Source organism: Enterococcus raffinosus (assembly GCF_018917525.1).
In the GTDB taxonomy this organism is placed as follows: Bacteria; Bacillota; Bacilli; order Lactobacillales; family Enterococcaceae; genus Enterococcus_A; species Enterococcus_A raffinosus_A.
The window spans coordinates 1-13,688 of the sequence record NZ_JAHLOS010000012.1; the positions used below are offsets into that span (position 1 = coordinate 1).

15 protein-coding genes are annotated in these 13,688 nt (G+C 41.0%); all 15 read left to right on the forward strand.

Annotation, left to right across the window (positions count from 1 at the left end):
- The first annotated feature begins 126 nt into the window (after nt 1–126).
- The 15 genes from KQI58_RS09540 to KQI58_RS09610 all read left to right on the forward strand — a co-directional run bounded on the left by KQI58_RS09540 (nt 127) and on the right by KQI58_RS09610 (nt 13,614).
- Nucleotides 127–1,254, forward strand: a complete 1,128-nt coding sequence (locus tag KQI58_RS09540; RefSeq protein WP_216408621.1) for a 1-propanol dehydrogenase PduQ — start codon at nt 127–129, stop codon at nt 1,252–1,254.
- Nucleotides 1,255–1,551: 297 nt separating this feature from the next.
- The gene (locus KQI58_RS09545) at nt 1,552–2,124 is read left to right on the forward strand and encodes an ANTAR domain-containing response regulator (RefSeq protein ID WP_016180218.1); all 573 of its coding nucleotides are present in this window, start codon (nt 1,552–1,554) and stop codon (nt 2,122–2,124) included.
- On the forward strand, nt 2,117–3,550 hold the full coding sequence (locus KQI58_RS09550) for a sensor histidine kinase (protein ID WP_253295874.1): 1,434 nt from the start codon (nt 2,117–2,119) through the stop codon (nt 3,548–3,550). The genes KQI58_RS09545 and KQI58_RS09550 overlap by 8 nt, the downstream gene beginning before the upstream one ends.
- A gap of 100 nt (nt 3,551–3,650) precedes the next feature.
- The gene (gene eutA, locus KQI58_RS09555) at nt 3,651–5,066 is read left to right on the forward strand and encodes an ethanolamine ammonia-lyase reactivating factor EutA (RefSeq protein ID WP_216408797.1); all 1,416 of its coding nucleotides are present in this window, start codon (nt 3,651–3,653) and stop codon (nt 5,064–5,066) included.
- 16 nt (nt 5,067–5,082) lie between these two features.
- Complete coding sequence (locus KQI58_RS09560) at nt 5,083–6,447, forward strand: ethanolamine ammonia-lyase subunit EutB (protein ID WP_216408622.1); 1,365 nt, start codon at nt 5,083–5,085, stop codon at nt 6,445–6,447.
- Between the two features lie 15 nt (nt 6,448–6,462).
- Nucleotides 6,463–7,368, forward strand: a complete 906-nt coding sequence (gene eutC / locus KQI58_RS09565; RefSeq protein WP_216408624.1) for an ethanolamine ammonia-lyase subunit EutC — start codon at nt 6,463–6,465, stop codon at nt 7,366–7,368.
- A gap of 17 nt (nt 7,369–7,385) precedes the next feature.
- Entirely contained in the window at nt 7,386–8,039 is a 654-nt protein-coding gene (eutL, locus tag KQI58_RS09570; protein WP_216408626.1) for an ethanolamine utilization microcompartment protein EutL, read from the forward strand.
- A 14-nt stretch (nt 8,040–8,053) separates the two neighbouring features.
- On the forward strand, nt 8,054–8,635 hold the full coding sequence (locus KQI58_RS09575) for a BMC domain-containing protein (RefSeq protein WP_216408628.1): 582 nt from the start codon (nt 8,054–8,056) through the stop codon (nt 8,633–8,635).
- Nucleotides 8,626–10,092, forward strand: a complete 1,467-nt coding sequence (locus KQI58_RS09580; protein ID WP_216408630.1) for an acetaldehyde dehydrogenase (acetylating) — start codon at nt 8,626–8,628, stop codon at nt 10,090–10,092. Before KQI58_RS09575 ends, KQI58_RS09580 begins: the two co-directional genes overlap by 10 nt.
- A gap of 42 nt (nt 10,093–10,134) precedes the next feature.
- Nucleotides 10,135–10,422, forward strand: coding sequence for a BMC domain-containing protein (locus KQI58_RS09585; protein WP_216408632.1), 288 nt, complete (start codon nt 10,135–10,137; stop codon nt 10,420–10,422).
- A gap of 102 nt (nt 10,423–10,524) precedes the next feature.
- Entirely contained in the window at nt 10,525–11,151 is a 627-nt protein-coding gene (gene eutD, locus KQI58_RS09590) for an ethanolamine utilization phosphate acetyltransferase EutD (protein WP_216408634.1), read from the forward strand.
- A 13-nt stretch (nt 11,152–11,164) separates the two neighbouring features.
- Nucleotides 11,165–11,842, forward strand: coding sequence for an ethanolamine utilization protein (locus KQI58_RS09595; RefSeq protein WP_216408636.1), 678 nt, complete (start codon nt 11,165–11,167; stop codon nt 11,840–11,842).
- Nucleotides 11,793–12,089, forward strand: a complete 297-nt coding sequence (locus tag KQI58_RS09600; protein WP_127979090.1) for a EutN/CcmL family microcompartment protein — start codon at nt 11,793–11,795, stop codon at nt 12,087–12,089. The genes KQI58_RS09595 and KQI58_RS09600 overlap by 50 nt, the downstream gene beginning before the upstream one ends.
- Nucleotides 12,076–13,167, forward strand: a complete 1,092-nt coding sequence (gene eutH, locus KQI58_RS09605) for an ethanolamine utilization protein EutH (RefSeq protein ID WP_118367998.1) — start codon at nt 12,076–12,078, stop codon at nt 13,165–13,167. The genes KQI58_RS09600 and eutH overlap by 14 nt, the downstream gene beginning before the upstream one ends.
- A 3-nt stretch (nt 13,168–13,170) precedes the next feature.
- Entirely contained in the window at nt 13,171–13,614 is a 444-nt protein-coding gene (locus KQI58_RS09610; protein WP_216408638.1) for a cupin domain-containing protein, read from the forward strand.
- Nucleotides 13,615–13,688 lie beyond the last annotated feature (74 nt).

Consider the following 13,688-nt stretch of genomic DNA (forward strand, 5'->3'; position numbering starts at 1 on the left):
CAGGAGTCAATTCTAGAACATCACACAAGCACCAAGCAACTAAAGTGTTATTAAATTATCAAAGAACAAGAGAATAAAACTGGAGTGATTTATCACTCTAAAAAATATATTACGAGGAGGAATAGTATGCAAAAAATTCATTTTAAGACAACGATCTGGCTGGGGGCAGAGGTCCTTGAAGGGCTTAAGGAGCTAAAAAGTAAACGAATCTTTTTAGTAGCAGATCCCTTTTTGATCGAAAATGGCGAGATTAATGACATCGTTCGCCACATTGATCAAAACGACTATTTAATATTTAGTGATATCGTCCCAGATCCGCCAGTTGAAAAGATTGTCAGTGGAGTGAAGCAAATCGTTGATTTTCAAGCAGACATTATACTGGCCATTGGCGGAGGATCAGCAATTGATGCAGCAAAAGCAATGAAATATTTCACCAATCGAATGTTAACCAATAAGATCGATCAATTAATTGCGATCCCTACGACAAGCGGAACGGGGTCAGAGGTAACAAATTTTTCAATCATCACGATTCCTGAAAGAGGAACGAAATTTCCTCTAGTTACTGATGAAATTCAGCCGGATATCGCCATTTTAGATACGAACTTAGTCATTGGAATACCACCTGCTATCACTGCGGATACAGGAATGGATGTCTTAACTCATATCCTCGAATCATATGTCTCGATCAAGGCCACTGTTTTATCCGATGCTTATTGTGAAAAAGCCATCAAACTTGTTTTTGCTTATTTGGAAAGGGCCTACCAAAATGGCGAGGATCGACAGGCAAGAGAAATGATGCATCTTGCATCTTGTTTGGCTGGTATCGCCTTTAATCAAACATCATTAGGAATCAATCACGGGATTGCTCACGCCGCGGGTGCTCGCTTGCACATTCCTCATGGTCGAATCAACGGGATTTTATTACCTAGTGTAATTCAGTTCAATGCGGATTTAAATGAGGCAGGCCATCTCCAAAATAAGGCAGCAGTGAAATATTTAAAACTAGCTAAATGCTTAGGTGCATCAACAAATAATCCGCGTATGGGTGTGAACACGCTGATTCGTCAAATTATTCAGTTGCGGAACAGCTTGAAAATGCCAGCAACACTCTCAGAATTTGGCCTTAACAAGAGAGAAGTTGAACAAGCAATACCAGCAATTTCCGAAGCTGCAATAAATGATGCCTGTACAAAAACAAATCCTGTTGTGCCGTCTATCCAAGACATCGAAACGATCATTCAAGAGATTTTATAAAAGCATTGACAGCCCTTTCAAACTACCCTATAATCGAACTAGCACAACGAGGTGCTCCCAAAATTTAAGAGCAATGAAGCTCCTTGATAGAAAACAGACATTTTGTTATTGTTTTTTATTTGGGAGCTTTTTATGTCTACTTTATTTGCTTTTTATCTCTTATGAGGAGCACTTGTTGAAGTACAATAAGAATTTACGCGTACTTTTTAATGAGGTTTGTTAGATCGATCACTAGAGATTATTTTTACTACAAAATAAAGTAGGCGGATTCTTGAAAAAGTGTAAGGATGTGAAGGGATGAATGGAAGAGTTGTAATAGTCGATGATGAGCCAATTACAAGATTTGATATTCGCGATATTTTACAAGGAGCGGGCTACGAAGTCGTTGGCGAAGCAGCAGATGGTTTTGAGGTCATAGAGATTTGTAAAAAAACGCGCCCAGATGTTGTTCTAATGGATATTCAAATGCCCGTTTTGGATGGACTAAAAGCAGGAAAGAAAATTATTCAGGACAATACAGCCAGTAGCATTGTGTTCCTATCAGCATACAGTGATGTTGAAAATACGACAAAAGCAAAGAACCTTGGTGCAATCGGCTATCTGGTAAAACCCTTAGATGAAAAATCATTGATCCCAACGTTGGAAATGAGTATTGCTCGTGGTAAGGAAACTCAAGATTTAATCAAGCAGGTTGAAAAATTAAAGACAAAACTAGATGAAAGAAAAATCATTGAAAAAGCAAAAGGCATTTTGAGTAAAGAAAATGGCTTATCCGAAGCCGAAGCCTACCAAACGATTCGTAAGTTAAGCATGGACAAGCGTTGTCCAATGAGTGAAATTGCTGAATTGATCGTGATAAACGATGAGTAATGCTGGAATGATCCAACTTTGTCAGGAGTATACCTCACTTTCCCCTGACGACATAGAAGCATTGCTTCATTCAGCTCAGCAAGTTGAAAAGAATCCTCATTACGAAGACATTGATGTGTTCATCGATGTTTATAACGAAATGAAAAAGGAAGCGTTGGTGATTTATCACAAGCGGCCAAAGACCAAAGAATCCTTATACAAACGCGATATTGTCGGCGAAGATGCACTGTTAAAAAATGAACCGGGGGCATTAAGAACCTTAGAAACGGGTCTAAATTCGGTGAAGCTCATGGCCGTTAGCCAGGAAAATATTTTGATTCAGCAATCGGTTTTTCCAATCAAAAATAACGGAAAGACGATCGGCGTGATCATTCTGGAAAAAGGTGTGACCGAAGACGATAAAAAAGAAAGCAATGAGCGACTTTCCGATAAGCTTCCGTCATCAGAGACTCTAAGTCACTTAGACCAATCCTTCGTCAATCAACTGCCCGAGGCAATCCTCGTTTATGATAAGTATGGATTTTTGATCTCTAGCAATAAAGAAGCGAAAAACCTATATCGTAGGCTGGGCTACAAAGACCGAATCAAGAATATGCATTACGACAATTTGACTCTTGATTATACGACCTTTGACTACATCATGTATCAAATCGGTCGACAAGATTCCAATCAACCGATTGAAAACGAAACAGCTTATCTGAGCTATTATTTTATCATTAAGAAGATCTGGGTGGAAAAAGGTGGAAAATTACTAGTCATTATCCAAGATAATACCGATGTCAAAAGCAAAGAGGCAGAGATCATTTCCAAATCGGTTGTTATCAGAGAAATCCATCATCGTGTAAAGAATAATTTACAGTCGATCGTCTCTTTATTAAGGATTCAAGAAAGAAGAACTAGCAGTTCAGAAGCCAAAAAAATTCTTCGGGAGAGCGTTTCAAGGATTATGGCCATTGCGGCTTCTCACGAATTACTTTCTAAGCAGGTTGAAGATCAAGTTTCGCTGTATCAAACCCTGGAGGCAGTTGTTTTCAATTTCCGCCATATCATCCAAAGTTCGTCAGAGCGAGAAATTGATTTGACTTTAGACATCGACCAAGAGATTCAGGTTCTAAGTGATGAAATGGTGACCATCTCTTTGATCGTGAATGAATTGCTGCAAAATGTATTCGATCATGCTTTTGAACCAAATCAATCGGGGCAAGTAACAATTACTGGAATAAAGGAGAAGAGTTTAATCTCCATCACAGTCGAGGATAACGGGAAGGGCTTCGATCCAAAGGCGGATCACGGCGACAGTCTCGGCCTAATGATCATCACAAGCTATGTAAAGGATAAATTAAAAGGCAAGATAAAAATTGAATCGGGGAGAAACGGTACAAAAGTCTGTTTCACCTTTGAAAATGACAACATTGACGTTGTTTAAAAATTAAGCAAAGACGCTTAAGAAAGTGGAAAGAAATTTTCTCTTTTTTAAGCGTCTTTTTTATGTTTTGACAGGAGGCTAGGTTTTGGGAAAAGAAAAAATGTTAACCGTTGGCATCGACTTAGGAACATCAACTACTCAGCTAGTCTTGTCGGAGCTGACAATCGAAAATTACGCATCTGCCTTCTCAGTTCCCAGAATTACGATTTCTGAGAAGAAAGTCATTTATCGTAGTGAGATTATTTTTACACCTCTGATGAATCAAAAGGAAATCGATGATGAACCCATCAAACGATTCGTGACCGAACAATACAAACAGGCCGAAATCGAAAAAGGCGATATTCAAATGGGTGCTGTCATTATTACAGGTGAGACGGCGAGGAAGACAAATGCTAGTAAAGTGTTGAAGGCACTCAGCGGTTACGCCGGGGACTTCGTAGTAGCCACTGCTGGACCGGATTTGGAAAGCATTATTGCAGGAAAAGGAGCAGGAACGGAGAAGTTATCGAAGCAGTACAAAGGAACCATTGTCAACTTAGATATTGGTGGAGGAACCACAAATTTAGCAGCCTTTAGAGACGGAGATACGTTAGATACAGCTTGCTTTGATATTGGCGGTCGCTTAATCAAAATAGACCCAAAAACACAGACCATCCAATATATCTCACCAAAGCTCAAACAAATTATCAAAGAACAAAAGCTTTTGATAGAAGAGGGGAAAGCAGCGGAAAAGCAAGAGCTCCAAAAGATTGTTGCAGAGTTAGTAACCGTTCTTGAAAACAGCGTGGGAATAGGAGAAAAAAGTGTCTATTATGATTTGCTGATGACCAACCATGGATTAAAGCTGGATTACGATCTTACCTCTCTAACATTTTCAGGCGGAGTCGCAGATTGTCTTGAAAGTCAGGAAAAGGATTGCTTCAAATACGGAGATATCGGTTTGTTACTAGGCCAGCAATTAAAAGAATCCAGATTATTTTCAGAGCTGGATGTCTTGCCTTCTGAAGAAACGATTCGAGCAACGGTCGTCGGAGCTGGTTCTCATACTGCTGAGGTGAGCGGAAGTACCATTTCTTATACAGAAAAGTTATTGCCATTAAAAAATTTACCGATTCTGAAGCTTTCAAAAAATGATGAGACACAAGACACAGAACAAATGGCGTTTCAAATTACGGAAAAGCTGAACTGGCATCGGTTGGAAGACGATTTGTCGCAAATCGTTCTAGCTATTGAAGGGAAAAAGAACCCCAGTTTTATCGAAATTCAAAGATACGCAGCCGGAATTGTTAAAGGATTGAAGCCATTGATTGATGAAAAATTCCCCTTGATTGTACTTGTTAAAGAAGATATGGCTAAAGCTTTAGGGCATAGTCTCTTTGCCCAGCTGCCAAGGAATTATCCATTTGTCTGTCTGGATTCAATCCTAGTTGAAAACGGCGATTATATTGATATTGGAAAACCAGTGGCTGGTGGAGCGGTTCTGCCAGTGATTGTTAAAACACTAGTATTTAATTAAAAGGAGTGAAATAGAAATGATTTTGAAAACCATGCTTTTTGGTAAGACTTATCAGTTTCGAAGCGTCAAGGAAGTTCTCGCCAAAGCCAATGAAGAAAAATCCGGCGATAAGCTGGCAGGAGTAGCGGCTGAGAGCTCCGAGGAACGAATTGCCGCTAAAGTAGTTCTTGCGCAATTAACTTTAGAGGATTTATTTAATCATCCAGTAGTTGATTACGATGAAGATGAGGTAACGAGAATTATCGTTGATCAAGTCAATCTTAAGATTTTTGATTCAATTAAACACTGGACCGTGGAGGAGCTTAGGGAATGGATTCTGTCTGACAAAACAGGCGATTTTGAGATTAAACGAATATCCAGAGGCTTGACAGCTGAAATGATAGCAGCGGTTTGTAAGTTAATGTCGAATATGGATTTGATTGTCGGTGCCAAGAAAATCAAAGTCCAAAAGACTGCGAATACCACCATCGGAAAAACAGGAACATTTTCCGCTCGTCTGCAACCGAATCATCCTACTGATAATGTGGATGGAATCATGGCATCGGTCATGGAAGGTTTGTCATACGGTGTTGGTGATGCCGTTATCGGTCTAAATCCCGTAGATGATTCAACTGAAAGTGTCGTGCGAATTCTTAATAAGTTTGAAGAATTCAGAAGTGAATGGGACATTCCGACACAGACCTGTGTGCTCGCCCATGTAACGACACAAATGGAGGCAATTCGCCAAGGGGCCCCAACAGGACTAGTCTTCCAATCAATTGCTGGTTCAGAAAAGGGCAACACGGCCTTTGGAATTAGCGGCGGTTTAATTCAAGAAGCACGAGATTTAGTTTTACAACAGGGACAAGCGGTAGGGCCAAACGTAATGTATTTTGAAACAGGACAAGGTTCTGAACTTTCCTCAGAAGCCAATTTCGGAGCAGATCAGGTTACGATGGAAGCTCGCTGTTACGGTTTTGCTAAAAAATATGACCCATTTATTGTCAACACCGTTGTAGGCTTTATTGGGCCAGAATATCTTTATGACTCCAAACAGGTTATTCGAGCAGGTCTTGAAGATCACTTTATGGGTAAGCTAACGGGCATCTCAATGGGCTGTGATGTCTGTTACACCAATCACATGAAGGCAGATCAAAACGACATGGAAAATCTTACCGTCCTACTGGCTGCAGCAGGCTGTACGTATATCATGGGCATTCCCCACGGTGATGATGTCATGCTGAATTACCAAACCACCGGCTTCCATGAAACAGCGACGATACGCGAAATGTTCAATTTAAGACCAATCAAGGAGTTTGAAGAATGGTTGGAAAAAATGGGCATTATGGAAAATGGCAAGCTGACTCAACGAGCTGGCGATGCCTCATTATTTCTTAAATAAGAGAGGGTGAAGAAAATGAACGAACAAGATATCAAGAAAATGGTGGAATCAATTTTAACCGATTTAGTGGATCAGCAAGGAAATACGGCAGTAGCAACTAAAAATGTTATGGAAGCAGCCAATGATAAAGTATCCGAAAACGTCGATGAGAACTGTAGTATCGCGGACATTACGGAAGTCGATTTAAGAAAACAACTGTTAGTGACTGAACCAAATGATGCGGATGGCTATTTGAAAATGAAATCCTTTACGCCGGCACGCATCGGCGTCGGTCGTGCGGGACAACGCTATATGACTCAATCCGTCTTGCGCTTTCGAGCAGATCATGCTGCCGCACAAGATGCAGTGTTTTCAGATGTTTCAGAGGAATTAATTAAAGAGTTGAACTTAATTCCGACTCAAACCATTTGCCAAAGTAAAGATGAGTATTTAACCAGACCAGATTATGGTCGAGTTTTCGATGAAACCAACTGCGTACTGATCAAAGACAAATGCCAAAAAGGTGCTAAATTACAAATTGTCGTTGGTGATGGACTTAGCTCAGCGGCAATAGAAGCCAACGTCAAAGAAATTCTCCCGTCTATTAAACAAGGCTTGAAAATGTATGATCTGGATTTTGACCAAGTGCTATTTGTTAAATACTGCCGAGTTCCCGCAATGGATAAAATTGCGGAATTAACCGAAGCAGAGGTTGTTTGCTTGCTTGTTGGAGAGCGACCTGGTTTGGTAACCGCGGAATCCATGAGTGCTTATATCGCTTATCGTCCGACAGTTGGAATGCCAGAAGCGCGCCGAACGGTGATTTCCAATATTCATAAAGGCGGTACTCCTGCTGTTGAAGCGGGTGCTTATATTGCCGAGCTGATCCATAAAATGTTGCAGAAAAAGAAATCAGGAATTGATTTGAAGGAAGCGGAATAGCCGAAGGAGGGAAAGAAATGAGAAATGATCGTTTAGGAGCAAACGTCCTAAGTGTAAAAATGATCGCCAATGCTGACGAGGACTTGGCAAAACAGTTTGACCTGCCAAAAGGAATGAAATCATTGGGCATCATTACTTCTGATTGCGATGATGTGACTTATGTCGCACTGGATGAAGCCACGAAGGCTGCCGAAGTCGAAGTTGTTTATGCTAAAAGTATGTACGGAGGAGCTGGAAATGCTTCAACAAGATTAGCGGGTGAAGTGATCGGGATCTTAGCTGGTCCCAGTCCAGCAGAAGTGAGCAGTGGCTTAGCCATCGCTATTCAAGTCATCGAAAATGAGGCAAGCTTTATCAGTGCCAATGATGATGATAGCATTCCTTACTTTGCTCATGTAATTTCACGTTCTGGCCGTTTTCTATCCAAAGAAGCCAACGTCACTGAAGGAGAAGCGATCGCTTACTTGATCGCGCCACCACTAGAAGCGATGCTAGGTTTAGACGCAGCTCTTAAAGCAGCAGATGTAAAAATGGGCGTCTTTTATGGACCACCATCAGAAACTAATTTCGGCGGCGCCTTGTTATCTGGTACGCAATCAGCTTGTAAAGCAGCCTGCAACGCCTTCGCCCAAACCGTTCAAAATGTAGCAGCCGATCCCAAGGATTATTAAGGATGTGATACAAGATGACAGCACTAGGAATGATTGAAGTCCGTGGATATTTAGGAGCGGTTAGTGTTGCCGATACAGCACTCAAGGCGGCCAATGTAACGTTGAATAACGCGGAAGTCATTCGAGGCGGTATAACGACCATTCAATTAACTGGCGATGTAGCGGCGGTAAATGCAGCGGTAGAGGCGGCGACACAAATGGCAAAAACTTTAAATTGCCTTTTGTCTAGTCATGTAATTGCTCGTTTAGATGAGCAAACCAAGGCTTTGATGAGGCACCCAGAACAAACAACTTCTCATGAGATTAGTGAAGAAATACCAGAAGAAACAACTCATCAAGAATTAAATGAGGAAGAAACTACTGAAGCAACCACTATAGAAGAAAAGATTCCCGAACGGCCTATTATCCGCGAAAATGCTGAAGATGAAGGGTTGAAGAAAAAATTATCAGATAAAAAAGTTACCGAGTTGCGAACGATCGCCTATAAAATGAATCTTCGATCACTGACCAAAAAGGAAATAAAATTTGCAACAAAAGAAAGCTTAATCAAGGCTATTTTAATTGAATCCGAGGGGAGTGAAAGTGATTGGGATTAATCGACAAAGATTTACAATCGATTCAAGAAGTTAGAAATTTGATCCACGAAGCCAAAAAAGCACAAAAAATACTAGCGGGCTTGTCACAGCAACAAATTGATCGTATCTGTCAGGCTATTTCTGAAGAAACCTATAACCAACGGGAAAAACTAGCGAAAATGGCTAATCAGGAAACTGGTTTTGGCATTTGGCAAGATAAAGTGATCAAAAATAGCTTTGCCTCAAAATCAGTTTATGAATATATCAAGGATCTGAGAACGGTTGGCGTGATTAAAGAAGAGGTGGAAAACAGAATCACAGAAATAGCTGTACCAGTAGGCGTGATCGCCGGTTTGATACCTTCTACCAACCCTACATCAACCGTGATCTATAAAGCCCTGATTGCTCTTAAGGCAGCCAATAGTATTATTTTTTCACCACATCCTAATGCGTTAGGCTGCATCATAGAGACAGTTAAAATCATCCAAACAGTTTTAGAAAACGAAGGTGTTCCGAAAGCCTGTGTATCCGTCATGACCATGCCTACCATGGAAGGAACCCATGAACTTATGGTCAATAAAGACACAAATTTGATTCTAGCAACCGGTGGGAACGCCATGGTGAAAGCGGCCTATTCTTCTGGCACACCAGCAATTGGGGTTGGGCCTGGAAATGGACCAGCCTATATCGAACGCAGCGCTGATATCAAGCTAGCAGTCAAGCGAATTATGGATTCAAAAACATTCGACAACGGAACCATTTGTGCGTCTGAACAGTCGATTATTGTGGAGAGGGCCAATGAAAAAGAGGTTCGAGCTGAATTAGTCCAACAGGGAGCACATTTTCTATCTGAGGAAGAAGCGGCAAAGCTAGCCAAATTTATTCTACGACCAAATGGAACAATGAATCCGCAAATAGTTGGAAAATCCGTTCAACATATCGCTGAGCTTTCAGGTTTGACTATTCCGAAGAGCTGCCGCTTAATCGTAGCCAACGAAAAACACGTCGGACCAAAATATCCATACTCTAGAGAAAAATTAGCCCCGATCATCGCTTTTTACACCGTTGAAAATTGGCAAGCCGCCTGCGATCTTTCAAAAGAAATTTTGAAAGAAGAAGGCGCCGGACATACGATGGTTATTCACACCGAAAACAGGAAGGTTATTCAGGCTTTTGGCTTAGAAAAACCCGTCTCGCGTTTATTAGTGAATACGCCAGCAGCGCTAGGCGGTATCGGCGGAACAACCAATCTAGTACCCGCTCTCACACTAGGCTGCGGTAGCATCGGAGGAAGCTCAACATCTGATAACATTGGCCCGCAGCATCTTTTCAATTTAAGACGGGTTGCTTATGGAACCACAGAGTTAGAAGAGATTCGTAGTAATGAAACGGCGACAAATGAGGAAGCAACCCCAATAACAGCTAACGAAGAATTAATTAATACGTTAGTGTCACAAATTTTAGCAAGGTTACAATAATTTGAAAAAATTTTAACAATAAACTTTTAGGAGGAAATAATAATGTCTAGTACAAACGCTTTAGGAATGATCGAAACAAAAGGATTAGTAGGTGCAGTAGAAGCAGCAGATGCTATGGTGAAGGCAGCAAACGTAACATTGATGGGCAAAGAGCAGGTTGGTGGCGGATTGGTGACAGTCATGGTTCGCGGCGATGTAGGTGCGGTAAAAGCAGCCACCGATGCAGGAGCCGCTGCGGCAGAGCGAGTAGGAGAACTACTGTCTGTTCATGTCATTCCACGTCCTCATACCGAAGTTGATGCAATTCTACCAAAAATGATTCAAGAGTAAGTCTCCTAACAAACACATGAATAATTTTACTCAAAAGCGTAGTGCCTTTCACAGCGCTTTTGAGTTCCAATAAAAATATTCTTGAATGAAGGAGGCTAAAATGTGAAGCAATATGATGCACTTGTCGATGAAATTGTTAAAAAAATAAAGGAAACACAACAGTCGCAAATTCCGGTAGAAGCATCGGGAAGACATGTCCATCTCTCAAGAGCTCATATCGATCAGCTTTTTGGAGAAGGATATCAGCTTACTGAGGTAAAAAAACTGTCTCAGCCTGGGCAGTTTGCTTGCAAAGAGCGAGTGACCATCGCTGGACCAAAGGGAATGTTCCAAAATGTTGTGATTCTAGGACCTGAACGAAGCGAATCCCAGGTGGAGGTTTCATTAACCGATGCACGAAGTTTAGGAATTGATGCACCGATTCGAGAAAGCAGCAAGATTGAAGAAACACCCGGCATCACCGTGTTAAACGGGGATCAGGTCGTTCAATTAACCAAAGGTTTGATTGTTGCTAAAAGACATATCCATCTGACACCAGAGGATGCTAAAAAACAACAGGTCTTAAATAAGGAAATCGTCAAGGTCAGAATAAATAGTGAGCGCTCCTTAATTTTTGATGACGTAGTAATTCGGATCAGTCCAAATTTTGCTACAGCTATGCATATCGATTATGACGAGGCAAACGCTTGTGGATATAAAAAAGGTGTTACGGGAGTGATAGTAAAATAGGAGATTGCCAGTAATGAAGATAAATGAAATCGAAATTATCATTGAAAAAGTAACGCAGGAAGTTCTAAAATCCGTTCGCCTTCCTACAAAGAACGGAACTATTTCAATTGCTTTGCTTCGGCAAATTGGCGAGTACCCAAAAGCAGTCATCGAAGGTTTTTCCACGAAAGTGAACTGGGTACAGACTGATGCTCCTACAGCAAGTGCCCTTCTAGTCAATTCATTATCCTTATCGCAGCTTGCAGCTATTGCCAATCTTCAGGTGATTGATCCTACAACTGCAGTGATTCTTCAGTTTTTAATAAAGGGAAAACCAGTTTGGGTACTGGCTAGTGAAGTCGATCGCAATAAATTGAAAAAACAAGCGAAATTCGCGTTATTAAAGAAATATGATGCAATAAAAGAAGAAACCGTTCAATTTGGTCTAGACTTTGAATTTTCTATCGATAAAATCGATCAATTGATACACAAGCAAAAAAGCAAAGACAGTCTCTTCAAGCGAGCGAAATACTTAACACAAAAAGATTTAATTGAATTGACTAAAGAAACGAACTCTCTAGTCATTCCTGATGGCAGCCGGTTGACACCTCTGGCTGAAGATTATGTTCAAGAGATGAATATTCAGATTGGGGGAGAAGCGGATGCTGCTGGGAAAAGTGACAGGAAGTTTATGGGCAACACGGAAAGATGAAAAATTAAATGGCTCTAAATTTATGCTGGTAAAAACTTGGAATATGAACTTAGAACAAGCAGAGGGACTACTAGTTGCCGCAGACAATGCAGGAGCAGGAATTGGCGACCTCGTATTGATTACGCAGGGAATGGCAGCAAGAATTTCCGCGGAAAATGAAGGAATCCCGATAGATGCCATGATTGTTGGAGTGGTTGATTCGGTGGAGACAAATAATTCAAGGAGAGATGAGAATGAGTATAAATGAAATAATTATGTATATCATGGTTATCTTCATGATCATTGGTGCGGTCGATCATGTAATCGGTGGGAAGTTAGGATTAGGGGAACAGTTTGAAGAAGGAATCATGGCGATGGGTTCGCTGGCATTATCAATGGTTGGGATCATCACCTTAGCCCCCATTTTGGCAAATTTATTGAGCCCAATTGTCGTTCCTTTATACAGTATGCTTGGTGCTGATCCATCGATGTTCGCGACAACTATTTTAGCAAATGATATGGGTGGTTTCGCTTTAGCACAACAGATGGCTGTTGATCCACAAGCGGGGCTTTTTGCAGGAACAATCCTAGGAGCCATGATGGGGCCAACGATCGTATTCACCATTCCAGTTGCTTTAGGAATCATTGAAAAAGAAGATCAACAATTTTTAGCTACTGGTGTATTAAGCGGTATGGTAACAATTCCAATTGGGTGTTTGGCTGGTGGTCTAGCTGCGGGGATGCCGATCGGAATGATTTTAGTCAACTTGATCCCAATTGTAATTTTCGCAGTATTAATCATGATTGGTCTATGGTTTGCACCAAAAGGGATGATCAAGGGATTCACAATTTTTGGAAAAGGCGTAGTAGCGGCAGCGATCTTCGGATTGGTTATTGGCGCCATCCAACAATTGGTCGGTATTACCGTTATCAAAGGAATTACTCCAGTTACAGAAGGGATTGAAGTAGTCGGTGGGATCGCTTTGACTCTATCTGGAGCGTTTTGTTTAGTAGCAGTTATTACTAAAGTCTTTAGTAAACCCTTATTAAAATTGGGAGAAGCCATGGGTATGAACGAGGTGGCAGCAGCAGGTTTAGTCGCTACTTTAGCCAATAGTATCCCGATGTTCCAAATGATGAAAGATATGGATCAAAGAGGAAAAATTATCAATGTGGCATTTGCCGTTTCCGCTGCCTTTGTGCTAGGAGATCATCTTGGGTTTACAGCAGGTGTTGCAAAAGAAATGATTTTTCCAATGATGGTAGGCAAATTGGTGGCTGGTGTCACCGCTATTTTTGTAGGGATGTTCATGGCAAATCGTGTGTTAGGCAAGAAGGAGGGGTAAACAATGACAGAAATGAATCAAGAAATGCTCGAAAAATTGATCCGAAAATTAGTAATGGAAAATTTGATGCCAACAAAAAATGTCGATCCAAGCGGCATTTTATCCATTGCATTACCAGAAATTGAAGTAGCAGAAGAGGATCGTTTAGACACAGGTAATCCCGCAGACATCGTTTATACAAAAGACCTAGTGTCTCTTCAAGAAAGCCCTCGTCTGGGTTGCGGATTAATGGTAATGAAAGATACTACATTTGATTGGACTTTAGAATACGATGAAGTGGATTATATTATCTCTGGTCAATTAGACGTAGTTATTGATGGCAGGACAATATCTGCTAAAGCTGGAGAAATCATTTTTATCCCTAAAAGCAGCAGCATAAAGTTTTCAGTAACTGGAAATGCACGATTCATCTATGTTACCTATCCCGCTGATTGGCAAAGTCAGTAGTATAAGTTATTTTCGAGACTGGTAGAAGTAATTCTACCGGTCTTTTTTTGTACTTCAAAAAAGGCGCCAAGTAA

What these genes read in the sequence shown, in the direction of transcription:
- eutA (WP_216408797.1), top strand. Translation starts at nt 3,651, where the DNA reads ATGTTAACCGTTGGCATCGACTTAGGAACATCAACTACTCAGCTAGTC.
- eutC (WP_216408624.1), top strand. Translation starts at nt 6,463, where the DNA reads ATGAACGAACAAGATATCAAGAAAATGGTGGAATCAATTTTAACCGAT.
- KQI58_RS09560 (WP_216408622.1), top strand. Translation starts at nt 5,083, where the DNA reads ATGATTTTGAAAACCATGCTTTTTGGTAAGACTTATCAGTTTCGAAGC.
- KQI58_RS09575 (WP_216408628.1), top strand. Translation starts at nt 8,054, where the DNA reads ATGACAGCACTAGGAATGATTGAAGTCCGTGGATATTTAGGAGCGGTT.
- KQI58_RS09595 (WP_216408636.1), top strand. Translation starts at nt 11,165, where the DNA reads ATGAAGATAAATGAAATCGAAATTATCATTGAAAAAGTAACGCAGGAA.
- KQI58_RS09540 (WP_216408621.1), top strand. Translation starts at nt 127, where the DNA reads ATGCAAAAAATTCATTTTAAGACAACGATCTGGCTGGGGGCAGAGGTC.
- KQI58_RS09550 (WP_253295874.1), top strand. Translation starts at nt 2,117, where the DNA reads ATGAGTAATGCTGGAATGATCCAACTTTGTCAGGAGTATACCTCACTT.
- KQI58_RS09585 (WP_216408632.1), top strand. Translation starts at nt 10,135, where the DNA reads ATGTCTAGTACAAACGCTTTAGGAATGATCGAAACAAAAGGATTAGTA.
- eutH (WP_118367998.1), top strand. Translation starts at nt 12,076, where the DNA reads ATGAGTATAAATGAAATAATTATGTATATCATGGTTATCTTCATGATC.
- eutL (WP_216408626.1), top strand. Translation starts at nt 7,386, where the DNA reads ATGAGAAATGATCGTTTAGGAGCAAACGTCCTAAGTGTAAAAATGATC.
- KQI58_RS09600 (WP_127979090.1), top strand. Translation starts at nt 11,793, where the DNA reads ATGCTGCTGGGAAAAGTGACAGGAAGTTTATGGGCAACACGGAAAGAT.
- KQI58_RS09610 (WP_216408638.1), top strand. Translation starts at nt 13,171, where the DNA reads ATGACAGAAATGAATCAAGAAATGCTCGAAAAATTGATCCGAAAATTA.
- KQI58_RS09545 (WP_016180218.1), top strand. Translation starts at nt 1,552, where the DNA reads ATGAATGGAAGAGTTGTAATAGTCGATGATGAGCCAATTACAAGATTT.